24 protein-coding genes are annotated in these 25,110 nt (G+C 72.2%); 3 read left to right on the forward strand and 21 right to left on the reverse strand.

Going from position 1 to position 25,110, the window contains the following annotated elements:
* Nucleotides 1-8 precede the first annotated feature (8 nt).
* The 7 genes from ACPOLA_RS04285 to ACPOLA_RS04315 all read right to left on the reverse strand — a co-directional run bounded on the left by ACPOLA_RS04285 (nt 9) and on the right by ACPOLA_RS04315 (nt 8,171).
* Nucleotides 9-1,841, reverse strand: a complete 1,833-nt coding sequence (locus ACPOLA_RS04285) for a hypothetical protein (RefSeq protein WP_435769155.1) — start codon at nt 1,839-1,841, stop codon at nt 9-11.
* 153 nt (nt 1,842-1,994) lie between these two features.
* Complete coding sequence (locus tag ACPOLA_RS04290) at nt 1,995-3,167, reverse strand: lipid-transfer protein (protein WP_435769156.1); 1,173 nt, start codon at nt 3,165-3,167, stop codon at nt 1,995-1,997.
* Nucleotides 3,164-3,577 (reverse strand): MaoC family dehydratase, encoded by a 414-nt coding sequence (locus ACPOLA_RS04295; protein ID WP_435769157.1) that lies wholly within the window; start codon nt 3,575-3,577, stop codon nt 3,164-3,166. The genes ACPOLA_RS04290 and ACPOLA_RS04295 overlap by 4 nt, the downstream gene beginning before the upstream one ends.
* Nucleotides 3,574-4,011, reverse strand: coding sequence for a Zn-ribbon domain-containing OB-fold protein (locus ACPOLA_RS04300; protein ID WP_435769158.1), 438 nt, complete (start codon nt 4,009-4,011; stop codon nt 3,574-3,576). Before ACPOLA_RS04300 ends, ACPOLA_RS04295 begins: the two co-directional genes overlap by 4 nt.
* Nucleotides 4,008-4,544, reverse strand: a complete 537-nt coding sequence (locus ACPOLA_RS04305; RefSeq protein ID WP_435769159.1) for an FAS1-like dehydratase domain-containing protein — start codon at nt 4,542-4,544, stop codon at nt 4,008-4,010. The genes ACPOLA_RS04300 and ACPOLA_RS04305 overlap by 4 nt, the downstream gene beginning before the upstream one ends.
* Entirely contained in the window at nt 4,541-6,739 is a 2,199-nt protein-coding gene (locus tag ACPOLA_RS04310; protein ID WP_435769160.1) for an acyl-CoA dehydrogenase family protein, read from the reverse strand. Before ACPOLA_RS04310 ends, ACPOLA_RS04305 begins: the two co-directional genes overlap by 4 nt.
* Nucleotides 6,740-6,758: 19 nt before the next feature.
* Nucleotides 6,759-8,171, reverse strand: a complete 1,413-nt coding sequence (locus ACPOLA_RS04315; RefSeq protein WP_435769161.1) for a WS/DGAT/MGAT family O-acyltransferase — start codon at nt 8,169-8,171, stop codon at nt 6,759-6,761.
* Nucleotides 8,172-8,253: 82 nt separating this feature from the next.
* Here ACPOLA_RS04315 and ACPOLA_RS04320 point away from each other — a divergent pair, with 82 nt between their 5' ends.
* Nucleotides 8,254-9,543, forward strand: a complete 1,290-nt coding sequence (locus ACPOLA_RS04320; RefSeq protein ID WP_435769162.1) for an alpha/beta hydrolase fold domain-containing protein — start codon at nt 8,254-8,256, stop codon at nt 9,541-9,543.
* Here the strand turns inward: ACPOLA_RS04320 and ACPOLA_RS04325 are convergent.
* The gene (locus tag ACPOLA_RS04325; protein ID WP_435769163.1) at nt 9,540-11,678 is read right to left on the reverse strand and encodes an acyl-CoA dehydrogenase family protein; all 2,139 of its coding nucleotides are present in this window, start codon (nt 11,676-11,678) and stop codon (nt 9,540-9,542) included. The genes ACPOLA_RS04320 and ACPOLA_RS04325 overlap by 4 nt on opposite strands.
* 93 nt (nt 11,679-11,771) lie before the next feature.
* On the opposite strand from ACPOLA_RS04325, the gene ACPOLA_RS04330 reads away from it, so the two are divergent.
* Nucleotides 11,772-12,449 carry a class I SAM-dependent methyltransferase gene (locus tag ACPOLA_RS04330; RefSeq protein ID WP_435769164.1) on the forward strand — a complete coding sequence of 226 codons (678 nt, stop codon included), beginning with the start codon at nt 11,772-11,774 and terminating at the stop codon, nt 12,447-12,449.
* On the opposite strand, the gene ACPOLA_RS04335 is transcribed toward ACPOLA_RS04330, so the two are convergent.
* From ACPOLA_RS04335 to ACPOLA_RS04345, 3 genes are read right to left on the reverse strand one after another with little or no spacing between them, the layout of a single operon-like run.
* A complete protein-coding gene (locus ACPOLA_RS04335; protein ID WP_435769165.1) occupies nt 12,426-13,565 on the reverse strand; it encodes a prenyltransferase in 1,140 nt (379 codons plus the stop codon). The genes ACPOLA_RS04330 and ACPOLA_RS04335 overlap by 24 nt on opposite strands.
* Complete coding sequence (locus tag ACPOLA_RS04340) at nt 13,562-14,311, reverse strand: class I SAM-dependent methyltransferase (RefSeq protein ID WP_435769166.1); 750 nt, start codon at nt 14,309-14,311, stop codon at nt 13,562-13,564. Before ACPOLA_RS04340 ends, ACPOLA_RS04335 begins: the two co-directional genes overlap by 4 nt.
* A gap of 4 nt (nt 14,312-14,315) precedes the next feature.
* Nucleotides 14,316-15,569: a glycosyltransferase family 4 protein gene (locus tag ACPOLA_RS04345; protein WP_435769167.1), complete on the reverse strand. Its 1,254-nt coding sequence runs from the start codon at nt 15,567-15,569 to the stop codon at nt 14,316-14,318.
* Nucleotides 15,570-15,808: 239 nt separating this feature from the next.
* Here ACPOLA_RS04345 and ACPOLA_RS04350 point away from each other — a divergent pair, with 239 nt between their 5' ends.
* Nucleotides 15,809-16,420: a TetR family transcriptional regulator gene (locus ACPOLA_RS04350; protein ID WP_435769168.1), complete on the forward strand. Its 612-nt coding sequence runs from the start codon at nt 15,809-15,811 to the stop codon at nt 16,418-16,420.
* Nucleotides 16,421-16,442: 22 nt separating this feature from the next.
* On the opposite strand, the gene ACPOLA_RS04355 is transcribed toward ACPOLA_RS04350, so the two are convergent.
* From ACPOLA_RS04355 to ACPOLA_RS04400, 10 genes are read right to left on the reverse strand one after another with little or no spacing between them, the layout of a single operon-like run.
* Nucleotides 16,443-17,213, reverse strand: coding sequence for an SDR family NAD(P)-dependent oxidoreductase (locus ACPOLA_RS04355; protein ID WP_435769169.1), 771 nt, complete (start codon nt 17,211-17,213; stop codon nt 16,443-16,445).
* Between the two features lie 2 nt (nt 17,214-17,215).
* The gene (locus ACPOLA_RS04360; RefSeq protein ID WP_435769170.1) at nt 17,216-18,115 is read right to left on the reverse strand and encodes a 3-oxoacyl-ACP reductase; all 900 of its coding nucleotides are present in this window, start codon (nt 18,113-18,115) and stop codon (nt 17,216-17,218) included.
* On the reverse strand, nt 18,112-18,312 hold the full coding sequence (locus tag ACPOLA_RS04365; RefSeq protein ID WP_435769171.1) for a ferredoxin: 201 nt from the start codon (nt 18,310-18,312) through the stop codon (nt 18,112-18,114). Before ACPOLA_RS04365 ends, ACPOLA_RS04360 begins: the two co-directional genes overlap by 4 nt.
* A gap of 12 nt (nt 18,313-18,324) precedes the next feature.
* On the reverse strand, nt 18,325-18,795 hold the full coding sequence (locus ACPOLA_RS04370) for a pyridoxamine 5'-phosphate oxidase family protein (RefSeq protein ID WP_435769172.1): 471 nt from the start codon (nt 18,793-18,795) through the stop codon (nt 18,325-18,327).
* Between the two features lies 1 nt (nt 18,796).
* Nucleotides 18,797-19,825, reverse strand: coding sequence for an NAD(P)/FAD-dependent oxidoreductase (locus ACPOLA_RS04375; RefSeq protein WP_435769173.1), 1,029 nt, complete (start codon nt 19,823-19,825; stop codon nt 18,797-18,799).
* 20 nt (nt 19,826-19,845) lie between these two features.
* Nucleotides 19,846-20,643, reverse strand: coding sequence for a hypothetical protein (locus ACPOLA_RS04380; RefSeq protein ID WP_435769174.1), 798 nt, complete (start codon nt 20,641-20,643; stop codon nt 19,846-19,848).
* Between the two features lie 11 nt (nt 20,644-20,654).
* The gene (locus ACPOLA_RS04385; protein WP_435769175.1) at nt 20,655-21,263 is read right to left on the reverse strand and encodes an Rv1363c family protein; all 609 of its coding nucleotides are present in this window, start codon (nt 21,261-21,263) and stop codon (nt 20,655-20,657) included.
* Nucleotides 21,260-22,531 carry an MCE family protein gene (locus ACPOLA_RS04390; protein WP_435769176.1) on the reverse strand — a complete coding sequence of 424 codons (1,272 nt, stop codon included), beginning with the start codon at nt 22,529-22,531 and terminating at the stop codon, nt 21,260-21,262. Before ACPOLA_RS04390 ends, ACPOLA_RS04385 begins: the two co-directional genes overlap by 4 nt.
* On the reverse strand, nt 22,528-23,880 hold the full coding sequence (locus ACPOLA_RS04395) for an MCE family protein (protein WP_435769177.1): 1,353 nt from the start codon (nt 23,878-23,880) through the stop codon (nt 22,528-22,530). The genes ACPOLA_RS04390 and ACPOLA_RS04395 overlap by 4 nt, the downstream gene beginning before the upstream one ends.
* Nucleotides 23,877-25,109 (reverse strand): MCE family protein, encoded by a 1,233-nt coding sequence (locus ACPOLA_RS04400; protein WP_435769178.1) that lies wholly within the window; start codon nt 25,107-25,109, stop codon nt 23,877-23,879. Before ACPOLA_RS04400 ends, ACPOLA_RS04395 begins: the two co-directional genes overlap by 4 nt.
* Between the last annotated feature and the right edge of the window lies 1 nt (nt 25,110).

Consider the following 25,110-nt stretch of genomic DNA (forward strand, 5'->3'; position numbering starts at 1 on the left):
GAGGGCGCTCAGTCCAGCGTCAGCCGCAGCACCACGCGGTGCTCGTCACCGGAGTCGGTCACGGTCAGGCCCGCGGTGTCGAGCGGCTCGGCGTCGGCGCGGTCGGCGTCGGTGGTCATCGACCGCACCAGCCAGTCGTTGGCGTCGAAGTCGACGAAGGTGACCGTCGTCGCGCCCTCCACGTCGGGCACCACCCGCTGGAAGCGGTCGCTCTCACCCAGCCGTGCGGCGGGCTCGGCGACCTGCTCGAGGTAGGCCTCGTCGGGACCGATCACGACGCCGTCGCCGGTCCGCACCGACGTCAGGAACGGAGCCAGCTCCCTGCCCACGCCGTCGCGCAGCTTGTCGAGGGCCGCCTCGATGCGGTCGGCGTCCCCGGTGACCCGGACCGCGACCGGCTGCTGTGCGGGGTCCCGCTCGAAGTCGAGGCCCGGCCCGGCAACGACGGCGATGCGGTCGCCACCGAGCGCCGCCAGGTCCTCGGGCACGGACAGGCCGGTGGCCTCCTCGAACCTCGCGGTCGCAACCTCCCGCTCCTCCCCCGTGCCGTAGAAGTACAGCGGGGAGCCCGCCACGAAGGCGTCCGGCCAGCCCTCCGCGACGTCGCCACCGGTGGCGGCCGCCGTGTCCGCCGGCAGGTCGGCCACCGCCGCTCGGCCGCCGTCGCCGCCGGCGACGCTCCCGGTGAGCAGCAGCTCGTCACCGACCGTCTCGAGCTCAAGCGTCCCGTCGGCGAAGCGCACCACGCCGCCGATGCCGGAGAAGTCCTGCAACGCCGCCCGCAGCTCCTCGGGCACCTCCATCTCGTGAGGCATGCCGTGCTCGTCGTACTCCACCTCCTCCTCCTCCGTCGGAGCGCCGTACACCTCCTCGGAGTCCTCGACCAGCTGCTCCATCTCCTCCTCGGTGAGCTGGTCGGCGTTCTCCCATCGCTCCTGCAGCGCCAGCTCCTCGGGAGTCGGCTCGTAGGGAGCCAGCTCGCCGGCCGGGCCGGCGTCGCTGCCCGCCTCCATGGAATGCTCATCGCCCCACATCACGCCGATGAGCGGGACGAACACCATCGCCTCCAGCACGCCGGTCAACGGGTCCGCCGCCTCGAGCGCCGGCTCCGCCATGAAGAGCAGCATGGGGTCGCGCTGCCCGGCCTCGAGCAGCGCGGGTCCCGCCTCCGGCGCCGCGAACAGCGTCACCACGCCGGGATCGCCGGCCGCGCGGGTGAGCCGGAGGTAGTCGGCATCGTCCTGGAGGCTGGACCTGGCTGCGTCGGCCACGACCTCGCGGGCGACGGCGTCGTTGCGCGCCAGCACCGCCCAGTCACCGTCGACGACGTGGCCGAGCTCGGCCCCCTCGCAGCCGCGCGCGACGTCGTCCAGGCCCGCGCGCGCCTGCTCCGCGTCGGCGACCTGCACCACGAGCACCGGCTCGGGCCGGCCCTGGTCGACCACGGCGAGCGCCAGGCGATCTCCCGCCCAGTCGGCGATGTCGTCGAAGTCGAGGTCGCAGGATGCCTCGCTGCCGAGCGCCTCGACCACCGAGCGACGCAGGTCGTCCTGGCTGTCGAGACCCAGCTCCTTCTTCAGCGACGGGAACTTCCGAAGCGCGTCGTACGCCGCCACCTTCTGGCCGCCCGGCGGGTCGAGGTCGATCGCCAGGTAGGCGAGGGTGTCGGCGGGCAGCGCCTGGGCGGGTTGCGGGCCCTGGGCCGACCAGAGCTGCCAGGCCCACACGCCGCCGCCGACCACGGCGACGACACCCACGGCAGCGACGGCCACCGCGGCGGTACGACGGCCTCGCGGGCGCTCCGGCGAGGGGACGGGGAGGGCGGGGTCGACGAGCGTCATGGTGCTCCTGTCGCGCGTGGGGGGCGAGGCGCGAGCGCGCGTCCTCGGCAGCGTAGTGCGTGCCTGTGCCGGCTGACCCGAGAACCGACGAGCCGACCGGGCCGACTGGCCGGCCTGGCCGGCTGGGCGGACTGGCCGGCCGGGCCGACTGTGCTAGGCCGAGAGGATCAGCCCGCTGGTCGGGACACCGGTGCCGGCGGTGACCAGGACGTGCTGGGCGTCGGCGACCGGGTTGACCGAGGAGCCGCGGATCTGCCGCACGCCCTCGGCGATGCCGTTCATGCCGTGGATGTAGGCCTCGCCGAGCTGGCCGCCGTGGGTGTTGATCGGCAGCCGGCCGCCCACCTCGATGGCGCCGTCGCGGATGAAGTCCCTCGCCTCGCCCCGCCCGCAGAAGCCGAGCTCCTCCAGCTGCATGAGCACGTAGGGCGTGAAGTGGTCGTAGAGGATCGCCATCGGCATGTCGTCGGGCGTCAGCCCGGACTGCTTCCAGAGCTCGCGCCCGACCACGCCCATCTCCGGGATGCCGATGTCGTCGCGGTAGTAGGAGGTCATCACGAACTGGTCGCGTCCGGAGCCCTGCGCCGCCGCGGTGATGTACGCCGGCGCCTGCGGCAGGTCCCTCGCCCGCTCCGCGGAGACCACCACGAGCGCGACCGCTCCGTCGGACTCCTGGCAGCAGTCGAGCAGATGCAGCGGGTCGGCGATCATCCGCGAGGCCTGGTGGTCCGCGAGTGTGATCGGCTTGCCGAAGAAGAACGCGTCGGGATTGGTCGCGGCGTGCCGCCGGTCGGCGACGGCCACGCGGCCGAAGTCCTCCGACGTGGCGCCGTACTCGTGCATGTAGCGGCGCGCCTGCATCGCCACCGTGGCGGCGGGGGTGGAGAGGCCCAGCGGGTAGGTCCAGGCGTTGTCGAGCCCGTTGGTGTTGACCTGCGCGGCCGCCCACTTCGACACCTGGCCGAAGCGGTCGCCCGAGCGCTCGTTGAACCCGCGGTAGGCGACGACGACGTCGGCGACGCCGGTGGCGACCGCCATCGCGGCCTGCTGGACGGTCGCGCACGCGGCGCCGCCGCCGTAGTTGATCCGGCTGAAGAACCGCAGCTCCGGGATGCCGAGCTCGCGGGCGACGGCGATCTCGGCGGAGGTGTCCATCGTGAACGTGACGAGCCCGTCGACGTCGGCGGGCCGCAGCCCGCAGTCCGCCAGTGCGTGCTGCACCGCCTCGACCGAGAGCTGGAGCTCGGAGCGGCCGGACTCCTTGGAGAACTCGGTGGCCCCGATGCCGGCGACGGCCGCCTTGCCCGACAGCGTCCGGCTGCTCATGCGGCGCTCCCCTCGAGGGCGATCCGGACGGTGCCGGTCACGTGGTCGCCGAGGGAGACCGAGCCCACGACCTTGACCGTCGCCACGCCGTCGGCGATCTCGGCGACCTCGCCGGTGAAGGTGAAGGTGTCGTAGGGGTACGCCGGCGCGCCCAGCCGGATCGCGATGCCCCTGATCTGCACGTCGGGTCCGGCCCAGTCGGTGACGTAGCGCTCGCAGAGACCGGTCGAGGTCAGGATGTTGACGAAGATGTCCTTGGACCCCGCCGCCTGCGCGATGTCGCGGTCGTGGTGCACGTCCTGGAAGTCCCGCGTGGCGATCGCGGTCGACACCACCAGCGTCGGGGTGATCGGCAGCGTCCACTCCGGCAGCCGCTGTCCCACCTCGAGCCTGTCCAGCACGGCGCTCATGCCGCTCCTCCTTCGATCTCCGCCGCGCGGGCGGTACGACGCCAGATCGGCAGCGTCAGCTCGTCGTCCACGACGTTCCAGTCCACCGCCAGCCGGTCGCCGATCCGCAGGCCGTCGGGTCCCTCGGGCGGGACGCCGGTGACCTCGGCGACCATCCGCACCCCCTCGTCGAGGTCGAGCAGCGCGATCACGAGGGGCAGCTCCTTGCCGGGGACCTGCGGCGCGTGGTGGACGAGGTAGGAGAACACCGTGCCCTCCCCCGCCGCCACGACGTGGCCGCGGTCGAACGCGCCGCACTCCGGGCACGCGGGTCCCGGGGGGTGGCGCAGCACGCCGCACGCGTTGCACTTCTGGATCCGCAGCTCGCGCTGTGCCGTGCCCTCGAAGAAGTAGGCGTTGTCGCGGTTGACGACCGGACGGACGGGGCCGGTCACGACGCCGAGCCCTTCGGGACGAACTTGAGCACCCGGAACAGCATCGTGGCGACCTTCTCGCTCCCGCCGCCGTCGCTCTCGGGCTGCTCGACGTACCAGGTGTTGCGCGAGGTGACGAAGTAGCCCACGCCCATCGCCGTCGCCTTCGGCCCGACGACGGAGTCGAGGGCGGTGGTCACCCGCAGCCGCTCGCCCACCCGCAGGTAGCGGTCGTACTCCTGCTCGCAGTTGGTGCCGAGGACGGCGGTGAAGCCGGCCTCGGTCAGCACCTTCATCATCGCGTGCAGCGGGTCGTCGTCGGACGGGCGGCCACCGAGGCCGTACATCGTCCACACCTGTGCCATCGACGGCGGCGCCTCTCCCTGCAGGAAGCGGGGGTTGTCGAGGCCCATCGCCTCGAGCCAGTTGCTGATCGTCGGCTGGTTGACCGGGTCGCGGGCGAACCGCTCGGCGGCCTCGCCCCACGACCGGATCCGCTCGGCCTCGGCCATCACCTTCTCGTGGACGGCGGGGTCCACCAGCTCAGCGCTCATCGCGGCACCCTCGGCAGGCCGAGCCCGAACATCGAGATCAGCTCGCGCTGGACCTCCTGCACGCCACCGCCGAAGGTGAGCACCAGGTTGCGCTTGGCCTGCGCGTCGAGGTAGTCGAGCAGCTCCCGCGTCGCCGGCTCCCCGGGATCGCCGTGCCGGTGCACGAGCGCGATCAGGTCGGCGAGGAGGTGCTGGACCTGGTCGGCGGCGAACACCTTCGACGACGAGGCGTCGGCGACCTTCACGTCGCCGGACGCGGCGGCGCGCGCGACCTCCCAGTTGAGCAGCTCGTTGATGCGGAACACCGCCGTGGCCTTGCCGAGGAGGTCCGCCACGTCCGCCTCGTCGCGGACGCCGGCTGCGTCGGCCCAGCGCAGCACCCGGTCGCGGAGCCCCTCGATCCGGCCGGCGGGGCCGAGCATCACGCGCTCGTGGTTGAGCTGGGTGGTGATCAGCTTCCAGCCCTGGTTCTCCTCGCCGACCAGCATGTCCGCGGGGACCCGGACGTCGTTGAAGTAGGTGGCGTTGACGTGGTGGGAGCCGTCGGCGGTGACGATCGGGGTCCAGCTGTAGCCGGGGTCGGACGTGTCGACGATCAGGATCGAGATGCCCTTGTGCTTGGGGGCGTCGGGGTCGGTGCGGCACGCCAGCCAGAGGTAGTCGGCCTGGTGCCCACCGGTGGTCCAGAGCTTCTGCCCGTTGACCAGGTAGTAGGGGTCGCCGTCACCCTCCACGAGCCGCGCCGTGGTGCGCAGCGAGGCGAGGTCGGTGCCGGCGTCGGGCTCGGAGTAGCCGATCGCGAAGTGCACGTCCCCGGCGAGGATGCGCGACAGGAACAGGTCCTTCTGCTTCTCGGTGCCGTAGCGGATCAGGGTCGGCCCGACCGTCTGCAGGGTGACCGCGGGCAGGTGCACGTCGTGGTACTGCGCCTCGTTGGCGAAGATGGTCTGCTCCACCTCGCCGAGCCCGTGGCCGCCGTACTCCTCGGGCCAGCCGACGCCCATCCAGCCGTCCTCGCCCATCCGCCTGATCAGCCGCTGGTAGGACGGCCCGTGGCGGTCCCACGCGCCGTCGACGGCTCCGGGGTCGGCCGGGTGGCCGAACTCCTCGGCGAGGCCGCCGAAGTAGTCACGGATGCGGGCCTTGAGCGCCCGCTGGTCGTCGCTGAGCTCGAGGTTCTTGGCGGCGGGGTCCTCGACCGGGACCTGCGCGGCGGTGGTGTCGAGAGCGTGCGCGAGGTCGGTGCCCCAGGTCGTGAAGCCGACCAGCGGATAGGTGACGTCGACGCCCATCCCGCCGTGCAGGTGGTGGCAGGTCCGGAAGGCGTACGGCGCCACCTGGCTCGCCCAGTAGCCGGCGACCCTCAGGTCGTCGTCGGCCGGGAGCCCCTCGGCGACCCGCCACACGGCGTTGTCGGCGGCGAGGTCGAGCGTGCGGGAGGCGACGTACACGTCCGCCATCTGCAGGGACACGGCCTGGAACTCCGCGAGGGCCCGGCCGAACTGCCGGCGGCCCTTGACGTAGTCGGCCGTCAGGTCGCGTGCCCCGGCGAGGACGCCCGCGGCCGTGGCGACGAGACCGGCGCGCGCCACGTCGAGGAGGTAGGACGCGGCGCCGTCGTCGAGCAGCTCGGCCGGCGCCCGGTCGAGGACGACGGTGTGCTGCGGCACCGCACTGGAGGCGCTGGCCTCGTGCAGCGTGACGCCGGGCCCGGTCGGGTCGACGAGCGCGACCACGGTGCGGTCGCCGTCGACGGCCGTCACCAGGAGCCGCGCCGCCTCCGCGGCCCGACGGACGCCGACCTTGCGGCCGGTGACCCGCCCGTCGGTCACGGTCGCACCGGGTGCGTCCCCCAGTCCGACACCGGGCTCGCGCAGGGCCGGCGTGAGGAGCAGGTCGCCGGCGGCGACGCCGGGCAGCAGCTCCTTGCGCTGGGTCTCCGTCCCGTGGGCCGCCAGGGTGAGCGCGCCGCAGCACAGGGTCTCCCACACCGGGGCCTGCACCGCTCGCCGCCCCGACTCGCGCAGGAGCACGGCCACCTCGGCGAGGCCCAGGCCGTCGCCGCCGTGCTCCTCGGGGACCGGCAGCGCCGTCAGGCCGGCCGCGGCCCAGGCGGACCAGTTCCGGGCGTCGTTCTCCCTGTCCAGCACCTCGCCGACCACGGCGCGGACTGCGTTGATCGCGTCAGCATCCACGGCGAAACTGTAACGTGTTCTAGTCCTGCGTGGCGAGGGCCGCTCCCAGTCGGCGCAGCTCCGCCGGGAAGTGTTGGGCCAGCGCGTCGGCGTCGGGCACCGACTCGCGGCAGGCGATCACCCCGACGTGCATGCAGCCGGCGTTGGACATCACGGTGATGTTCAGTCCCGCTCCGTGGAACACCGGGCCGAGCGGGCAGAGGACGTCGATCCGGGCGCCCATGAAGTAGAGCGGGATCGGCGGCCCCGGGACGTTGGAGATCACCAGGTTGTGGACCACGGGGTGCCGCTCCGCGAGCCGGAGGTTCGCGTAGGTGCGCACGGCGAGGCCGAACGTCCGCGGCGCGGCGAACTCGGCCCAGTCCTGGAGGGCGTCGGCCGGGATCGCGTCGTGGTGCTCCTTGGCGCGCCGGTTGCGCTCGGCGAGCATGGCGAGCCGTTCGACCGGGTCGTCGATGTCGGTGCCGAGCTTGGTGAACAGTGCGGAGACCTTGTTGGCGCCGGCGGACCGCCGCGAGGAGTCCCGGACGCTGACCGGCACGGTGGCGAGCAGCGAGGACTCCGGCAGCTCGTCGCGGTCGGCGAGGTAGCGCCGCAGCGCGCCCCCGGCCACGGCGAGCACCACGTCGTTGACCGTGGTGCCGGTCTCCTTCTTGACCCGCTTGATGTCGTCGAACGGCAGGTCCACGACGGCGATCGACCGGTGCCCCGTGATCGTCCCGTTGAACGACGTGCGCGGCGCCGAGAACGGCGCAGCCATCGCCATGCCGCGCCGGGCGCGCCCCACCGTCTTGGTGACCAGCTCGGCCGACGGCTTGAGCACCTTGGCCACGGTCAGCGGACGGGCGGCCGCGCCGACCACGGCGCGGCCCAGCAGCTCGCCCTTCCCGGGGTCACGCGGGTGGCGCGGCGGCGGATCCGGCACGAGCGGCGCGGCCTCCGGCTCGATCGAGCACAGGTGCGAGAGCAGGTTGGCGCCCGAGACGCCGTCGACGGTGGCGTGGTGCATCTTCGCGAACACCACCACGCGCTCCCCGTCGACGCCGTCGGGCCGGTAGCCCTCGATCACCCACATCTCCCACAGCGGGCGGGAGCGGTCCAGCGGCAGCGCGGCGAGGTGCGCGCACAGGTCCATCAGCTCGCGGTAGCCGCCGGGGCTGGGCACGGCGAGGCGGTGCACGTGGCGCTCGATGTCGAAGTTGCGGTCGCGCACCCACACCGGGTGGTCCAGGCCCAGGGGCACCCCGCGGATCTTGCGGGTGAACTCCGGCACGTCGTGGACCCGATCGTCGATGGCCTCCTGGAGCAGCTCGAAGGTGTACGGCTCGGGCATCGTGCTCGGGTCGAGCACGATCACCCCGCACACGTGCATCAGCTGGGCGGGCGTCTCGAGGTAGAGGAAGCTCGCGTCCAGACCCGACAGCCGATCCATTGCCACTCCTGACTTCGCGCCCTCGGCTGCGAACATAGAACAGGTATCAGTCCGGGACAACGACGTCGTTACAGTGCAGGTCATGGGTTTCGTACGGCGCCAGGTCGTCACCGCCGCACTGACGGCCAACGCCATCCGGCCGATCCCCGGCTTCCGCGCGGGAATCCCGGCGTTCTTCGCCGGCTGGATCGCCGGTGAGCTCGCGCCGCACCTGCTGGGCCTGACCGCCGCCGACGCCGCAGCCCACGCCGTCGGCGCTCGCCGCGACGTGCGCGGGCTGGCCCTCGCCGGGGCCTCGACGGCGGGCCTGGCGTACCTGATCAAACAGAGCCGGGAGGCGATGCAGCACGCGGAGGACGCCCTCGTCGAGGGCCTGGGCGAGGACTACGTCGACCGGCTCGACGCGCGGCCGTCGCCGGCCGACCTCGCGGTCCCGTGGAGCCGGATCGCCAACCCCTTCGCGTTCCGTCGAGCGGCGCGCAAGGCGGGCGTCGAGGTGCACCGCAACGTGCGCTACGCCCCCCACGGCCGGCGGGGGCTGCTCGACGTCTACACCTCCGAGGTGACGCCGGCCCGGGGCGCGCCGGTGCTGCTGCAGGTGCACGGCGGCGGCTGGACGATCGGCAACAAGGACCAGCAGGGCCTGCCGCTGATGCAGCACATGGCTGCCCGGGGCTGGGTGTGCGTCGCGCCGAACTACCGCCTCGCGCCCCGCGAACCCTGGCCGGCCCAGATCGTCGACGTCAAGGCGGCGATCGCCTGGATCAAGGACAACATCGCCGACTACGGCGGCGACCCGGAGTACGTCGCGATCACCGGCGGCTCCGCCGGAGGCCATCTGACCGCGCTCGCCGCGGTGACGCCCAACGCCCCGGAGTTCCAGCCCGGCTTCGAGGACGCCGACACCTCGGTGCAGGCCGCCGTCCCCTACTACGGCGTCTACGACTTCGCCGGTGCGAGCGGGCTGAAGTCGGCGCGCCTGCTGCGCGACGAGTTCCTCTCCGGCTGGGTGATCAAGGAGGCGTTCCGCGACCACCCCGAGATCTACGAGCTGGCGTCCCCGCTGCTGCGGGTGACGCCGGACGACCCGGACTTCTTCGTCATCCACGGCGCCCGCGACACGCTGGTCGACCCCCGCCAGGCACGGTCCTTCGTCGACGCGCTGCGCGCCACGTCGAAGCGCACGGTCGTCTACGCCGAGCTCCCCGGCGCCCAGCACGCGTTCGACGTCTTCCCCTCCATCCGCTCGCAGCACCTGGTGCGGGCCACCGAGCGGTTCCTCACCTGGCACTGGAACAGCTGGCAGCGGGAGCGGGCGCAGCCCGACGAGCGGACCGAGGAGCTCACCGACCAGCAGGGCAGCGCCGGCTAGGAACGCGGCAGGCCGAGGATCCGCTCCCCTGCGACGTTGCGCAGGATCTGGGTGGTGCCCCCCGCGATGGACAGGCAGCGCGTGTTCAGCGCCTCCCACACGTCCGCGGCGAGCTGCGAGTCGTTGTCGGCCTCGTTGTCGGCCTCGTTGACGGCCTCGTTGTCGGCCTCGTTGTCGGCCTCGTTGTCGTTGGGGCCGCCCGCGCGCTCGATCGGGCCGAGCACCGCGATCGCGTCCCTGTGGAGCTCGACCACGAGCTCGGAGGAGTCCTGCCGGCTCCGCACGCCGAGGAGCTTCGCCACGCTGGACTCCGCGCCGGGGCCGTGGCCGCCGAGGGCCCGCAGCGTGGTGCGCACGGCGAGCAGTCCGCAGACGGTGGCCAGCGCGACCTGGTGGCCGATCCTGACCCGGTGGGTGGCCGGCAGGTCGCGCTCGCCGGCGATCTGCACGGCCCGCTCGACGCTCTTGGTGAGGCGGGCGCTCGCCATCGCCACCCGCTCGTTGGCCAGCGTCGTGCGCGCCAGCCGCCAGCCGTCGCCGGGCTCGGCGACGACGTTCTCGTCGGGCACGAAGACGTCGTCGAGGAACACCTCGTTGAAGAGCGCCTCCCCCGTGATCTCGCGAAGGGGCCGGACCTCGATGCCTGGCGACCTCATGTCGACGAGGAAGTAGGTGATCCCCTTGTGCTGCGGCGCGTCCGGGTCCGTCCGCGCCAGGCAGATGCCCCAGTCGGCGCGCTCCGCGACGGAGGTCCACACCTTCTGGCCCGAGAGCGACCAGCCGCCGTCCACCTTGACCGCCCTGGTGCGCAGCGAGGCGAGGTCGGATCCGGAGCCGGGCTCGGAGAACAGCTGGCACCACACCAGCTCGCCCATCAGGGAGGGGCGCACGAACCGCTCCCGCTGCTCGTCGGTGCCGTGGGCGAGGATCGTCGGGACCGCCCACCCGGCGATGACCAGGTCCGGTCGCTCGACGCCGACCCGCGCGAGCTCCTGGTCGATCACGATCTGCAGGGTCGGGTCGGCTCCGAGCCCGTAGGGCCGGGGCCAGTGCGGGGTGAGGTAGCCGGCGTCGACCAGCGCCGCCCGTCGCTCCGTCGCCGGCCGGGCGGCGATCGCCTCCGCGGTCGCCCGGACCTCGGGACGGATGGCGGCGTCGCGGCCCTCGAGGTCGACGTCCACCCGACGTCGTACGCCGGCGACGGCCGCGGCGGTGAGCCGCTCCGCCGCGGCATCGGCCGGGCCGACCAGGGCACGGAGGGAGAGCGCGCGGCGCAGGTAGAGGTGGGCGTCGTGCTCGAAGGTGAAGCCGATGCCGCCGAGCACCTGGATGCAGCTCTTGGCGACCTCGACGGCGCCGTCGAAGCACACCGCCGTCGCGACGTCGACGGCGAACGCCCACTGCTCCTCGTCGCCGTCCGCCGACGCGGCGGCGTCCCAGGCGGCGGCGGTGACCGCCTCGGCCGTCTCCAGCATCTGGGCGCACAGGTGCTTGATCGCCTGGAAGGCGCCGATCCGCTGGCCGAACTGCTCACGCACCTTGGCGTAGTCGACCGCCGTCCCCAGGCACCAGCGGGCCACGCCCGCCGCCTCCGCGGCGGCGAGCGTGACGGCGGTACGACACCGGCGCTCGTCGGGCGCGGCGGTCAGGCCGGGCTGGCCCGCCTGGGCGTCGCTGGGCACAGCGTGCCGTGCGGTGAGGTCGACGCCGAGCACAGGGGTGAGCCCAGGGGTGTGCTCGGTGGCCGCCTCGCTGCCGCTCAGCAGCAGCCGCTCGGCCGCGTTGCCGCCGTCCCACACCACGCCGCCCGGACGGACCTGGACGCCGTAGCGGCCGGGGGTTCCGGTCAGCACGCTGCCTACCGCCGCGCCGAGCAGACCGGCCGGGACCAGCTCGTGGGCGCACGCCTCGAGCGCGATCGCCTGGTCGAGCAGGGTGCCGCCCCCGCCGCCGGCCGACTCCGGAACCGCGATGGCGTGGACGCCCATCTCCTCCGCCGCCGCCCAGAGGTCGTCGAACCGCGCGGCGGCGTCGGCCTCGGCCGCGCGGGCTGCCTCGATGCCACCGAGGCTCGCCGCCCACTTGCGCAGGGTGTCGGCCAGCTCGACCTGCTCGGCGCTGATCCCGATCGACATGCTGCTCCTTGGAGTCTCCGGGGCCCGCCGCGCTCGCACCTCGTCCAGCGGGAGCCAAACTAGAACGTGTTCCACTCTACTAGAGTCCGGCGGGTGACCGCCGACCTGCCCGCCGACCTGCTCGAGCACGCCCGCGCCGCGAAGGGCTTCATGCCGGAGGACGAGGGGGCGCTGCTCCACCGGGTCGCGCTGCAGCGGCTCCCCCACGGTCCGGCGCTCGAGGTCGGCACCTACTGCGGCAAGTCGGGCATCTACCTCGGCGCCGCCGCCCGCGCGGTCACCGCCGCGACCGGTGACCTCGCGGTCGCGTTCACCGTCGACCACCACCGGGGCTCCGAGGAGAACCAGGCCGGCTGGGAGCACCACGACCCGAGCCTCGTGGACCCCGACCTCGGCCGGATGGACACCCTGCCGGTCTTCCGCAGGACGATCGCCCGAGCCGGCCTGGAGGACCACGTGGTGGCGATCGTCGGCCGCTCGACCACGGTGGCGGCCCACTGGCGCACCCCGCTCTCCCTGCTCTTCATCGACGGCGGGCACGGCGAGGAGCCGGCCCGCGACGACTTCGCGGGCTGGCCGCGGTGGGTGGTGCGGGGCGGCCTGCTCGCCATCCACGACGTCTTCCCGGATCCCGCGGAGGGCGGGCGTCCGCCCTACGAGCAGATCTACCTGCCCGCGCTCGAGAGCGGGCAGTTCACCGAGGTCGACGCGGTCGGCTCGATGCGGGTCCTGGAGCGGACCTCCGGCTCAGTGGGCGACCCGGTCGGCTGAGGGGCAGCTGCACTCCAGCGCGATCTCGTCGAAGTGCGGGGCCAGCGAGGTGCCCCGCATGATCCCCGAGCCGGGCGTGCCGTGGCCGTAGGTCTCGCCGAGCGCGTCGACCGCCAGCAGCACCGCCGCGGCCGTGTAGGTCGTGTGCTCCACCGGCCAGTGCACGTCGCGCGGCTCGCCCTCCGCCCGCCGGGCCGGGTCGTCGTACACCCAGCCGGTCCAGTAGCGGCCGTCCGCCTCCCGGAGGTGCTGCATGTCGCGCAGCAGCGCCAGGCCGCGGCGGCTGTCGCCGATGGCGTCGAGCGCCATCGCCAGCTCGCAGGTCTCGGCGCCGGTCACCCAGGGGTTGGTGTCGACGCAGTGGATGCCCAGGCCGGGGACGACGAAGTCACCCCAGCGGGAGTCGATCAGCGCGCGGGCCGCCTCGCCGCGGACAGCGCCGCCGAGGACCGGGTAGTACCAGTCCATGGAGTACGTCGACTTGTCGGCGAACAGGTCGCGGTGCGCCCGGACGGCGTGGCCGAGCCGGCCGCCGGCCAGCTCCCACTCCGGCTGGGGGTCGTCCATTAGGTCCGCGAGGGCCACGCCCGCCCGCAGCGAGTGGTAGATGCTCGAGCTCCCGGTGAGCAGGCAGAAGTCGTCCTGCGGGGTCCACTGGATGCCGCCGAAGGACTGCTGGAGGGAGACGACGAAGTCGAGCCCCGCACGCACCGAGGGCCAGTACTGCTCGACGAAGCGGATGTCGCGCCGCACCAGCCAGTGGTGCCACAGCCCCACCGCGAGGTAGGCCGACATGTTGGACTCGCCGCGCTCGTCCTCGGGCCGGCCGCCCACGATCTTCATCGGCCACGAGCCGTCGGCACGCTGCATCGTCGGCACCCACGCGTAGGCGCGCTCGGCGGCCTCCACCTGGCCGCCGACCAGCATCGCCATCGCGGCCTCGACGTGGTTCCAGATGTCGACGTGCTCGCCGGTGGTCCACGGCACGGCGCCCCACGGCTCCTGCATCGCGGCGATGGCGGCGGCGGTGTCGGCGACCTCGGCGGCGCTCAGCACGCCGTCGACGCAGGGCAGCCTGCTCAGGGGCACCTCGGAGGGGGTGCTCGCCTCGGTCACGCCGCGTCCGGCTTCCGGAAGTAGAGCACCATGCTCTTGCCGATCAGGGGGTCGAGCACCCGGCCCGCCAGTCGCAGCGGCAGCGGGTTCTTCATGATCTCCCACACCAGGAGCCGGTGGTAGGCCTTCGCCAGCGGGTGGCCGTCGTTCTCGACGCCGACGGCGCACTTGATCCACCAGTACGGCGCGTGCAGGCCGTGGGCGTAGCCCTTGCCCTCGAACACCATGGCCTCGCCCGGGGTGCCGTCGTTGGGCCGGCCGCCCTTGGTGACCTTGTCGACCAGCTCGTGGTCGGTGTAGATCCGGATGTGGCCGCCCTCGGCGTTGTGGTAGTCGTCGGAGAGCTTCCAGTTCACGACCTCGGGCAGCCAGCGGGGCACGGAGACCGCCAGGGTGCCGCCGGGGCGGAGCACCCGGATCAGCTCACGGATCGCGGTGACGTCGTCGTGGATGTGCTCGAGCACCTCGGCGGCCACGATCCGGTCGAACTCGCCGTCGCCGAAGGGCAGCGCGAGCGCGTCGCCCTGCTTGACGTCGGCCTCGGCGCCCGCCGGCACCTCGCCGGCCTCGGCCATCGCGACGAAGAGGTCCTTGACGCCGGCGAGCTCGTCGGCGTCCATGTCGAAGGCGACCACGTCGGCGCCGCGGCGGTACATCTCGAAGCTGTGGCGGCCGGCGCCGGCACCCATGTCGAGGACCCGGTCACCGGGCCGGAGGCCGAGCCGGTCGAAGTCAACGGTCAGCATCTGGTCAGCTCTCCTCGTTCCTCTCGGACTCGAAGTCCGCGATGACCTTCTCGTACGCCGCGGCGACCTTCACGGCGACCGCCCGCCAGCTGAACTGCTCCTCGACGCGCCGGCGGCCCGCCGCGCCCATCCGCGCCCGGCGCTCGGGGTCGTCGAGCATCCGCTCCAGCGCGTGCAGGAGCTCGCCCACGTCGCCGGGCGTCACCAGGTCGGCGCACTCGCCGTCCTCGCCGACGACCTCTGGGATGGCGCCCGCGCGGGAGACGATGAGCGGCGTCGCGCACGCCATCATCTCCGCCGTCGGCAGCGAGAAGCCCTCGTAGAGGGAGGGCACGCAGGCCACCTCCGCCGAGCCCATCAGCTCGACCAGCTCGTCGTCGGTCAGCCCGTGCGCGAACCGGACGGCGTCGCCGATGCCGAGCCGCTCGATGAGCCGGTCGGTGCGACCGCCCGGCGCGGGCCGGGTCACCAGCACCAGCTCGACGTCGCGCTCGGTGCGCAGCTTGGCGAAGGCCTCGAGCAGGGTCGCGATGCCCTTCATCGGCGCGTCGGCACTGGCCATGGCCATGATCCGACCGGGCACGCGCGGCTTGCTCGGCGGCACGAAGTTGTCATCGACGCCCAGCAGGATGACCTGCATCCGCGCCGGGTCGACGCCGAAGTCGCGGGCGATGTCGCGCTTGGACGCCTCCGACGGGGTCAGGATCCAGCGGGCCCGCCGGGCGACGTACGCCTGCATCCGGAGGAAGCCGTACCAGCGGCGGATCGTGAACTTCCGCCAGGGGTTCCGGGTCTGGGACAGGTCGATCCGCCGGTCGAACGTGATCGGGTGGTGGATGGTGGTGATCAGCGGGACGCCGGTGACCTGCTCGAGGTCGAGCATGCCGTGGGCCAGCACCTGGTTGTCGTGGACGATGTCGAAGTCGCCACGGCGCTCCGCCAGCACCCGGGCGATGCGCTTGCCGAACGTCCGCGGCTCGGGGAAGCCGGCGGTGCACATGATCGCGAACTCCTGCACGTCGACCAGGTCGCGGAACTCGCGCAGCTTGGGGACGCGGAAGGGATCCGGCTCCCGGTAGAGGTCCAGGCTCGGGACCTTGGTGAGCCGCACGCCCTCGTCGAGCTCGGGATAGGGCTGGCCGGAGAAGACCTCGACGGTGTGGCCCAGGCGGGTCAGCTCGCGGCTCAGGTGGCGCAGGTACACGCCCTGGCCACCGACATGGGTCTTGCTGCGGTAGGACAGCATCGCGATCCGCATGCGAACTCCTCCCCCTTCGGGCGCTGGCTCATGGCGCTGGCTCATGGCGTTGAGTCACGGCGCCGAGCTCACGGGGAGCAGGGCCGAAACGAACTGGAACGTGTTTCTATTATGCGTTACGGACCAGTAGCCTACGAGGGCGGGTGCTCCCGCGAGAAACTGAACGATCCCGGCTCGGGTGCGCACTCCAGCGGCGGGCATACTCGGCGGGACTGCCCATGGGAGACACGGGGGACACTGTGACCATCGCCAACCCGGCCTCGGCCGACGCGCCCGGCTCTGCGGCGCAGCGGGACCGCCGCAAGCGGATCCTCGACGCGACCTACGAGCTGGCCAAGGAAGGCGGCTTCGACGCGGTGCAGATGCGGGCCGTCGCCGAGCAGGCCGACGTGGCCCTCGGCACGCTCTACCGCTACTTCCCGTCGAAGATCCATCTCCTCGTGTCGGGCCTCGGGCGGCAGTTCGAGGAGGCCGCTCTCCGCTTCCGCGAGCGCCAGATCCCCGGTGACACGCAGGCCGACCGGGTGCTCTACGTGCTCCGCCGGATGGCCACGGGCATGCAGTCCGACGTCAACCTGACCGAGGCGCTGACCCGGGCCTTCATGTTCGCCGACAGCAGCGTCTCCGACGAGATCCACAAGGTCGGCATGTCGATGACGTCCATCGTCACCCACGCCATGCACGGCGGCGTCCCCGACGAGGCCGACGTCACCGACGGCGACGTCGCCGTCGCACGGGTGATCGGCGACGTCTGGCTCTCCGCGCTCGTGGCGTGGGTGACCGGCCGGTCGACGGCCGCGGAGACCGCCCAGCACATGGAGACCGCGGTACGGCTCATCCTCCGCGACTGACGTCCCCGGTCAGCCCGGGCCCTCAGGCCCCGAACGCGTGGGTGGAGGTCACTCCCCCGTCGACCGCGATCTCGGCGCCGTTGATGTACGACGACTCGTCGCTCGCCAGGAAGACGTAGAGCGGAGCGACGTCCTCGGGGTGGCCGACCCGGCGCAGCGGCACCTTGCTTGCGCCGTACTCCATCGCCGCGTCGCCGCCGTGGACCCGGGTCATCGGGGTGTCGATCATGCCGGGGTGCACGGAGTTGACGCGGATGCCGCCGGGACCGAGCTCCATCGCCGCACACTTCGTCATGCCGCGGATCGCCCACTTCGTCGCGGCGTAGGCGGTGCACGACGGCATGCCCGCCAGCCCCTCCACCGAGGAGGCGTTGATGATCGAGCCGCCGCCGTGCTCGCGCATGGTGGGTGTGACCGCCTGCATGCCGAGGAAGCAGCCCAGCTGGTTGACCCGCCAGAGCAGCTCGACCTCCTCGGCCGGCATCGTCTCGATCTCGCCGAACCGCAGGATTCCGGCGTTGTTGGCCAGCACCGTGACGGGGCCGAAGCGGGTGGTGGCGTCCTCGACCAGCGTCGCCCAGGAGGCGGCGTCGCTCACGTCGTGGTGCGCGAAGTGCACCACGCCGTCCCCGAGGCTCGCGGTCAGCTCGTCGGCAAGGGCCTGGCCCGCCTCCTTGGCGACGTCGGCGATCACCACCCTCGCGCCCTCGGCGGCGTAGGCGCGCACGATCCCGGCGCCCTGTCCCTGAGCGCCGCCGGTGACGATCGCGACCTTGTCGTCCAGTCGTCCCATGGCTAGGCCTTCAGCTCCATGATCGAGTCAGCCGCGAAGCCGACGTGCGGGTCGCGGTCGGCGAAGAACCCGCCGAGCTGCTTGTCGAGGTCGTCGGCCGTCCAGAGGTCCCCGGCGGCGTCGAACCGCTGCTCGACCACCGGCGCGGCGACGAGCGCCACCATGCCGCCGTACACGACGAAGACCTGGCCGGTGACCCGCTCCGCGGCCGGCGAGGCGAGATAGGCGACCAGCGGGGCGACGTGGTCGGGCGAGTACGGGTCGACCGCCTGGCCGGAGTCGTCCTCGCCGAAGACCTGCGCCGTCATCGCGGTCCGGGCCCGGGGGCAGATCGCGTTGGCCCGCACCCCGATCCTCGACAGTCCGCGGGCGGTCGAGAGCGTCAGGGCGGCGATGCCGGCCTTCGCCGCGGCATAGTTGGCCTGGCCGGGCGAGCCGCTGAGGAACGCCTCGGAGGCGGTGTTCACCACGCTGCCGTAGACCGTGCCCGACTCGCTCTCCTTGGCCTTGCCGCGCCAGTACGACGCCGCGTTCCGCGACAGCAGGAAGTGCCCGCGCAGGTGGACGGCGATCACGGCGTCCCACTCCTCGTCGGACATGTTGAAGAGCATCCGGTCGCGGGTCATGCCGGCGTTGTTGACCACGATGTCGAGGCCACCGAACCCCTCGACGGCCGCGGCCATCATCGCGTCGGCCGTCGAGCGCTCGCTGACGTCGCCGGCGACGACGGTCGCCTCGCCGCCGAGCGAGCGGATCTCGTCCGCCGCCGCCTCGCCCGCACCGGGGAGGTCGTTGACCACGACCCGCGCTCCGGCGCGGGCCAGCGCCACCGCCTCGGCCCGGCCCAGGCCCGCCCCGGCTCCGGTGACGATCGCGACCTTGCCGTCCAGGTCTGTGCTCACGCGTCGTCCTCCACCAGGGTGATCGCGGCGCGCGGGCAGGCCGCGACGGCACGCTTCACGTCGTCGATGTTGTCCTCGGTCGTCTCGTCGGTGTGCAGCTGGAGGAAGTCGTCGTCATCGAGCTCGAACACCTCCGGCGCCATCGCCTCGCACAGCCCGTTGGACTCGCACAGGTCGAAGTCCACCTTGATCTTCATCGCGTTCCTTCCTCAGGTCATCTTCCGGTGGTCCCAGGACGCGACCTTCTCGGGATGGATGATCACGCCCACCCGCTTGGTCGCCTGCTTCTCGACGGTCTCCCGGCCGAAGTCGCCCAGCGCCTCGAAGGACTCCGCCGCCAGCATCCGGGTCACCACGGCGGACCCGATCGCGTAGATGTCGTCGTAGTCGCGGACGATCTCCGCGCGGCCCTGGATGGAGACGCCGCGAAGCTCGAAGTAGTCCACGCCGTCCTCCACGAGCGCGCTGACGCGGGGATCCCGCTCGAGGTTGCGGATCTTCTGGCTCCGGCCGTAGGTCCAGAACGCGATCCTCCCGTCGCGCACGACGTAGAAGAGCGTGGTCAGGTGCGGGAAGCCGTCGTGGCCGTTGGCCGCCACCTGCACCTTCAGGTTGTCCTCGAGCAGCGCCTGGACCTCCGCCTCGGACAGCTTGACCTGGTCGCGTCCACTTCCTGCCATGTCAGCTTCCTTCCGAGGAGTGGCCCGGGAACACGTGGGCCGACGGGTCGATGACGACCGCTGCGTTGTTGACCGCCGTGGCGGCCTCGCCGAAGCCGACGGCGATCAGCCGGACCTTGCCGGGATACTCCGTGATGTCACCCGCCGCGAACACGCGGTCGAGACTGGTCCGCATCGCGGAGTCGACCACGATGTGGCGCCGGTGGGTCTCCAGGCCCCACTGCTGGAGCGGTCCGAGGTCGGCCACGAACCCGAGCGCGGCGACCACCGCCTGGGCGGGACGCACCTCGCTCACGCCGTCGACCGTGATCTCGACCTTCGCCAGCGGCCCGGAGTCGCCGCCGTCCTCACCGACGAGGGCGGTGACCTCCGCCTTGGTGACGATCTCCACCGACGACGCGCGCACCTGCTCGACCGTGCGCTGGTGGGCACGGAAGGCGTCGCGCCGGTGCACCAGGGTGACGGACCGGGCCACCGGCTCCAAGTGCAGCGCCCAGTCGAAGGCGCTGTCGCCGCCACCGACGATGATCACGTCCTTGCCGGCGTAGGGCTCGAAGCTCGGCACGAAGAACTCCACGCCCCGGCCGAGCCAGCCGTCGGCGGCCGGCAGCGGCCGCGGGCTGAACTTGCCGATCCCGGCGGTGACGATCATGGTCCGGCTGCGGACCAGCGTGCCGTCGTCGAGCGTCAGCGTCAGGCCGTCGTCCTCGACCACGAGGTCGCTCGCGGTGCGGCCGAGCAGCTGGACCGGCTCGGCGGTGAGCGCCTGGGTCACCAGTCCGTCGACCAGGTCGCGGCCCTTGACCGAGGGGAACCCGGCGACGTCGAGGATCTGCTTCTCCGGATACATCGCCGTGACCTGGCCGCCGAGCTCCGGCAGCGAGTCGACCAGCGCGACCCGCAGCCCGCGGAACCCGGCGTAGTAGGTGGCGAAGAGACCGGTGGGTCCGGCACCGACGACGACGACGTCGCACTCGACGGTGCCTCCGGACACGGCGGGCGACGCTGCTCCGCTCTCAGAGGTGGACACGGGCAGAACTGTAACGTGTTCTACTCGCCGTTGTCTTCCGCCGAGGCGTCGGTCTCGAGGTCGTCGACCAGCCAGCCCTGATCGGTGTGCACCATCGTGACCAGCACCTTGAACGGCGTCACGACGGTCTCCGGCTCCTTGTCCCGGACCCGCTCGACCACCTGGTTGAGGAAGATCAGCGCCTCGAGCTCCGTGCGGTTGGCCCGCACGACTCCCTGGGCGACCACGTTCACCTGGACCTTCGTCTGCTGGTCCACCAGCTGCTTCTCGATGTCGCGGGCCGTCTCCCGGTACTGCTCCTCGAAGTCGGCCGTCATCAGGGCCGCAGCGGCGTCGACCTCGTCGTCGTACTTGGCGTGGTCGACCGCGACGATCTCCTCGGCCGCCTTGGCTGCGGCGTCGACACCCTCGAGCACCGCCAGCTCGCTCGCGACCACCGGCAGATCCTCGGGCACGGCCACCCGCCCCGGGTCGCGGGCGACTGCGGGCTCCGCCTCCTCGCCGACGAGCCACCAGACGGCCTGGGCGGCGAGCACGAGGGCGAGCGCCGCCAGGACCGCGATCAGCACCCGGGTCACCCGCGGGCTGGACAGCAGGGGCGGCGACGGCTCGGCGGATCGGGCGGCTCGAGCCGCCTTGCCGAGACCCAGCCTGTCGGACGACTCGGTCGCCGGCGCATCGGAGCTCTCGTCGCCGCGGAGCTCGTCCGGCGCATCGGCCACCTCGGAACGGGCGCCGGGTGACTGACCGGCGATCTTGCGCGGTCGTGGGGTGGCGCCGCGCGAGCTGGCAGGGCGGCGGGCATGGGGGCGGCTCATCGTCGTTCTCCTCAACCCAGCGCCACGTACTGCAGGTCACGCGTCAGCCACTGTCCGCCGTCGAGCTCGAGCTCGACCTGGATGCGGTAGTTGCGCGCCTCCGGCTTGAACTTGGTCGTCTTGTTCTTCACCGTGCCGCTGGTGGCGACGATGACGGTGGCGGAGTCCTCGTCACCGGCGACCAGCCCGGACCAGACCACGTCGGCCACCATCTCCGACTTGGCGCGTCGGGCGATCTTCTTCAGGTCCGCGGCACCCTTCGAGTACTGCTCGAGGAAGGTCCCCGTCGACAGCGACCTCACCGCGTCGATGGTCGCGTCCGGGTCCTCGTAGCTGAAGTTGACGAAGGCGTCGACCATCCTGGTCGCCGCTCTCAGCTGCGCGGCCGTGCGGCGCTGCTCCTCCTCGCTCGCCGCGGGCACCGCCTCCACGGTGCCGCGGCCCACGTCCTCCCCCGCCCGCGGCGCGTACTCCGCGCCGCCGCTCGCGGCGGCGTCCTGGAACGGCAGCCTGCCCGCATCGTGCATCAGCACCGCGCCGAGGACCGCGACGCACAGGCACACGACGGCGGCCGCGTACAGCCCGATGTTGAGGCGGACCCGGGTGGCCTCCTCCGTCACCGGCTCGCCACCGGACCCACCAACAGCCACTTCCACGCATCCCCTCCCAGGACGGACAGGTTCTCCGACGGTCGCAGCTTGACCGGAGCCCCCGCTTCGTCGACCAGTCCGGGCACCGCGCCGGTGGACGGGTCGTAGGCGCCACTGTAGACGCGCGGGGCGGACGCGCGGTTCCTCCGCTCCGCGGGGACGTGCTGGTGTCCCCTGATGGCGTACGGGGGCGGCGCCGTGCAGTTCACGTCGGCCGGCTTCTTGTCGGTGAGGTCCTGCGTCGATCGCCACTCCTCCGGCGGCAGGTAGCCCTGGGTGCAGGGAGGCACGCTGTAGTCGAGCTGGACGTTGACGTGTCCCCAGCCGTCGGCGGTGCTGCCGGTGGGACCGGCGGCGAGCAGCGCCGGGTAGGTGACGAGGAGCTGCTCGATGCCGGCCAGCTCGGTGACCAGGATCTGCCCGACGCTGATCAGGTCACCCAGCAGCACGGGCAGCGTCGGCTCGAGGTCCTTGAGCATCCGGTCGAGCGCGCGGGCAGCGCCGGGGGTGGCGCTGAGGACCGTGCGGAGGTCGGCGTCCTTGCGTCGGAGCGCCGAGCTGAGGGTCTCGAGATCACGCGCGAAACGCCGGATGTTCTCCTTCTGCCCGCGCTGCGTGCGCAGCACCGTCAGCCCGCTGTCGAGCAGCTGGATCGTCTCGTCGGTGTGGGCGTTGGCCTCCGCGATGAACTCCGAGCCGCCGTCGAGCAACCGCTGCAGCTCGCGGCCGGTGTCGCCGAACATCAGGCCGAGCTCCTCGACGACCACCTGCAGGCTGTCCTTGTCCACGGACCGGACGAACCGGTCGAGGTCGACGAGCAGGTCCCCTTCGTCGACGGGCAGCGAGCGCTCGTCGCCGACGAACCGGGTGCCGTCCTGGGCGTACGGTCCTTCGTCGTCCGGCGGCTGGAAGTCGAGGTACTGCTCGCCGACGGCCGAGAGGTTGTGCACGACGACGCGGGAGTCGGACGGGAGCTTCGTCCCGTGCTCCAGCTCGGCGGTGACGTCGACGCCCTCCTCGGTCGCCTCCAGGCGGGAGACCTTGCCGATCTTGACGCCGCGATAGGTGACCTCGCTGCCCTCGAACAGTCCTCCCGACCCGGGAAGGCTCGCCGTGACCGTGAGCCCGCGACCCAGCAGCCGGTCGACCACCCCCAGGTAGCTCGCCGTGATGTAGGTGATGCCGACCGCGCTCAGGGCCACGAACGCGATCAGCCGGATGCGGACCCCGCGACTCATGCCGATGCTCCCAACAGGCTCTCCGTGGACTGGTCGCCGTACGACGCCTGGGACCCGGTCAGCCCCTTCGTCAGTCCCGAGAGAGGGCCGTCCCGCCCGAGCAGCCCGCCGCCTCCCTGGAGGAGCTTGCCCAGGTCGACCTCCGGCAGCGCGTTGAGGAGCCGGCAGACCGGGCTGCCACGCAGGTCCTTCGACTTGCACTGGTCCTGCAGGTCCTTGAGCAGGTTGACGTCGTTGAGCACCTTGGCGCACGCGGTGCCGGTGAGCTTGCCGCTGCGCAGGCAGCGGACCACCTGGTCGACGACGTCGTCGAGCGGCGGCAGCTGGACCTCCGGTATCCGCAGCGACTTGTAGAGGTTGGCGAGGTCGATCTCCGCGCGCGCGATGGTGTCGGCGTAGTCGCCCTGCACGATCTTGTTGGCCGACTGCGGGAACGGGAAGCTCACCAGGAGGTTCAACCCCGGCGCCAGCTGCTCGTCGGCCTGCCGCAGCTTCCTGAGGATCGGGCTCAGGTCCCGCAGGATCTCCAGCACGTCCTGCTTGCTGGCGTTGATCACCCGGGTGCCGACCCGGCCCAGCTCGTCGAGGGCCCCCAGCATGGACACCAGCTCGTCGTGCTGCGCGGCGAGCACCTCGATCGCGGGTCCGGCGGCGTCCAGAGCCTCGCCGATCGTCTCCTTCTCGGCGTTGAGCGTGGAGGTGAGGTTGTTGAGCGATTCGAGCGCGTTGATGATGTCGACCTTCTGCGCGTCGAGCGTCCCGACGACGGAGTCGAGGGAGGAGATCAGGCTCTTGAGCCGGCCCTCCCGGCCGGACATCACCTGGTTGGCCTCCTGCATGATCGTGCCGAGCTGGGCGACGCCGCCGCCGCTCAGCAGGAAGGAGAGGGCGCCGAGCACCTCCTCGACCTCCGGGTTCCGGCCGGTGGCCGGCAGCTTGATCGTGTCGCCGGCGGACAGCCGCCCGACCGGCTCCTGCTCCTCGGGAGCCTCGAGCGCGACGTACTTCTCGCCGAGCAGGGAGACCTGCCGGATGTCGGCGATCGCGTTGTCGGGCAGCTTGACGTCCTGCCTCAGCAGCAGGGTCACCTTGGCGTTCCAGCCGACGCGCTCCACCTCGGTCACCTCGCCGACGACCACGTCGTCGACCATCACGGGTGAGCGCGGCACCACGTTGAGGACGTCGCGGAAGTGGGCGGTCACCTCGAAGCCGTCGTCGGCGTCGACCGGGTGACCGGGAAGCGGCAGGTCGTAGGCCCCGTCGAAGTCGCTGCAGCCGGCGAGGAGGACGCCGGCCACCGCTGCGGCCACGACCTTGCCGGCCGCCCGGAGCCGGAGCGCCCCGATCATCGGGCACCTCCACCGAGGAGGGTCTCGACCGAGGCGTCGTCGCCACTGGAGTAGGCGACCTCCTTGACCTCGGGGAGCCGGACGCCGCGCTCGCTCGCGGCCTGCTTCGGCAGGTAGGAGTCGTACTCCGGGGGCAGCCACGGCAGGTTGGCGACGATCGGCTCGATCAGCGCCTCGATCACGTCGCAGGCGACGTCGCGCAACGGCACGGGCATCAGCCGGTTCTGCTGGATGATCGCGCAGATGAACCCGTCGGCGTCCCAGACGTAGCCGCCGATGCCGACCCGCGAGCTCTGCGAGCCGCTCACGTGGTCGAAGCCCATGTGCAGGTTGCCCATCGCGACCGGACCGACCTCGACCGCCTTCTTGATGTTCTCCTTCTCCGAGGCGATGGTGCTCATCACGTCGGTCAGCTTCCGGACGTCGGCGACCAGCGCCTCCCGGTTGTCCTTCACGAAGCCCTCGACGCTGCCCACCGCGCGGGCCACCGCTTCCACCGCGGCCTCGAGCTCGTCGCTCTCCTCCGCCAGCATCGCCGAGACGCCGGTCAGGTCGGTCATGAAGGCGCGGACGAGCGTGTCGTTCTGGGCCAGCGTCCGGGTGAACTTCGCCAGGTAGGTGACCGTCTCGAACAGCGGCCCGGCGCCGTCGCCGAAGGTCTCCGCCGCCTGGGCGAGCTCGCGGATCATCTCGTTGCCCCGAGCCCCCTGGCCCTCGAACGCCTTCTCGCCCGCCTCGAGCAGGTTGTCCAGCGTGCCGTCGGCGTTGACGCCGTTCGGCCCCAGCGCGCGCGTCAGCGTCTGGAGGCTGGCGTAGATCCGGTCGAGCTCGACCGGCACGCCCGTCTCCGGCAGCGGGATCTCGGCGCCGTCGGCCATCACCTCGCCGCCCTTGTAGACCGGGGTCAGCTGCACGAACCGGTCGGCGACCAGGGTCGGCGTCACGATCGCCGCCTGGGCGTCCGCCGGCACGTCGTACGACGCGTCGTACTCCATCTCGACCCGCACCGAGTTGCCGGCCGGCGTCACGGCCGTCACCTCGCCGACGTTGACCCCGAGGATCCGCACGTCGGTGCCCTCGTAGACGCTCACCGCCCGCGGGAAGTGGGCCGTCACCGTCTTGACCTCCTGCGGCGACCGGAAGACGTTGACCAGCGCGGCGCCGACCAACAGCACGACCAGCAGGATCAGCAGCCGGCGGTCGATGCGCCTCAGGACCGTGTTCACCATG

The sequence above is a fragment of the Nocardioides proteolyticus genome (genome assembly GCF_051280635.3).
Lineage (GTDB): Bacteria > Actinomycetota > Actinomycetes > Propionibacteriales > Nocardioidaceae > Nocardioides.

What these genes read in the sequence shown, in the direction of transcription:
- ACPOLA_RS04285 (WP_435769155.1), bottom strand. Translation starts at nt 1,841, where the DNA reads ATGACGCTCGTCGACCCCGCCCTCCCCGTCCCCTCGCCGGAGCGCCCG.
- ACPOLA_RS04290 (WP_435769156.1), bottom strand. Translation starts at nt 3,167, where the DNA reads ATGAGCAGCCGGACGCTGTCGGGCAAGGCGGCCGTCGCCGGCATCGGG.
- ACPOLA_RS04295 (WP_435769157.1), bottom strand. Translation starts at nt 3,577, where the DNA reads ATGAGCGCCGTGCTGGACAGGCTCGAGGTGGGACAGCGGCTGCCGGAG.
- ACPOLA_RS04305 (WP_435769159.1), bottom strand. Translation starts at nt 4,544, where the DNA reads ATGAGCGCTGAGCTGGTGGACCCCGCCGTCCACGAGAAGGTGATGGCC.
- ACPOLA_RS04315 (WP_435769161.1), bottom strand. Translation starts at nt 8,171, where the DNA reads ATGGATCGGCTGTCGGGTCTGGACGCGAGCTTCCTCTACCTCGAGACG.
- ACPOLA_RS04320 (WP_435769162.1), top strand. Translation starts at nt 8,254, where the DNA reads ATGGGTTTCGTACGGCGCCAGGTCGTCACCGCCGCACTGACGGCCAAC.
- ACPOLA_RS04325 (WP_435769163.1), bottom strand. Translation starts at nt 11,678, where the DNA reads ATGTCGATCGGGATCAGCGCCGAGCAGGTCGAGCTGGCCGACACCCTG.
- ACPOLA_RS04340 (WP_435769166.1), bottom strand. Translation starts at nt 14,311, where the DNA reads ATGCTGACCGTTGACTTCGACCGGCTCGGCCTCCGGCCCGGTGACCGG.
- ACPOLA_RS04345 (WP_435769167.1), bottom strand. Translation starts at nt 15,569, where the DNA reads ATGCGGATCGCGATGCTGTCCTACCGCAGCAAGACCCATGTCGGTGGC.
- ACPOLA_RS04355 (WP_435769169.1), bottom strand. Translation starts at nt 17,213, where the DNA reads ATGGGACGACTGGACGACAAGGTCGCGATCGTCACCGGCGGCGCTCAG.
- ACPOLA_RS04365 (WP_435769171.1), bottom strand. Translation starts at nt 18,312, where the DNA reads ATGAAGATCAAGGTGGACTTCGACCTGTGCGAGTCCAACGGGCTGTGC.
- ACPOLA_RS04370 (WP_435769172.1), bottom strand. Translation starts at nt 18,795, where the DNA reads ATGGCAGGAAGTGGACGCGACCAGGTCAAGCTGTCCGAGGCGGAGGTC.
- ACPOLA_RS04380 (WP_435769174.1), bottom strand. Translation starts at nt 20,643, where the DNA reads ATGAGCCGCCCCCATGCCCGCCGCCCTGCCAGCTCGCGCGGCGCCACC.
- ACPOLA_RS04390 (WP_435769176.1), bottom strand. Translation starts at nt 22,531, where the DNA reads ATGAGTCGCGGGGTCCGCATCCGGCTGATCGCGTTCGTGGCCCTGAGC.
- ACPOLA_RS04395 (WP_435769177.1), bottom strand. Translation starts at nt 23,880, where the DNA reads ATGATCGGGGCGCTCCGGCTCCGGGCGGCCGGCAAGGTCGTGGCCGCA.
- ACPOLA_RS04400 (WP_435769178.1), bottom strand. Translation starts at nt 25,109, where the DNA reads ATGGTGAACACGGTCCTGAGGCGCATCGACCGCCGGCTGCTGATCCTG.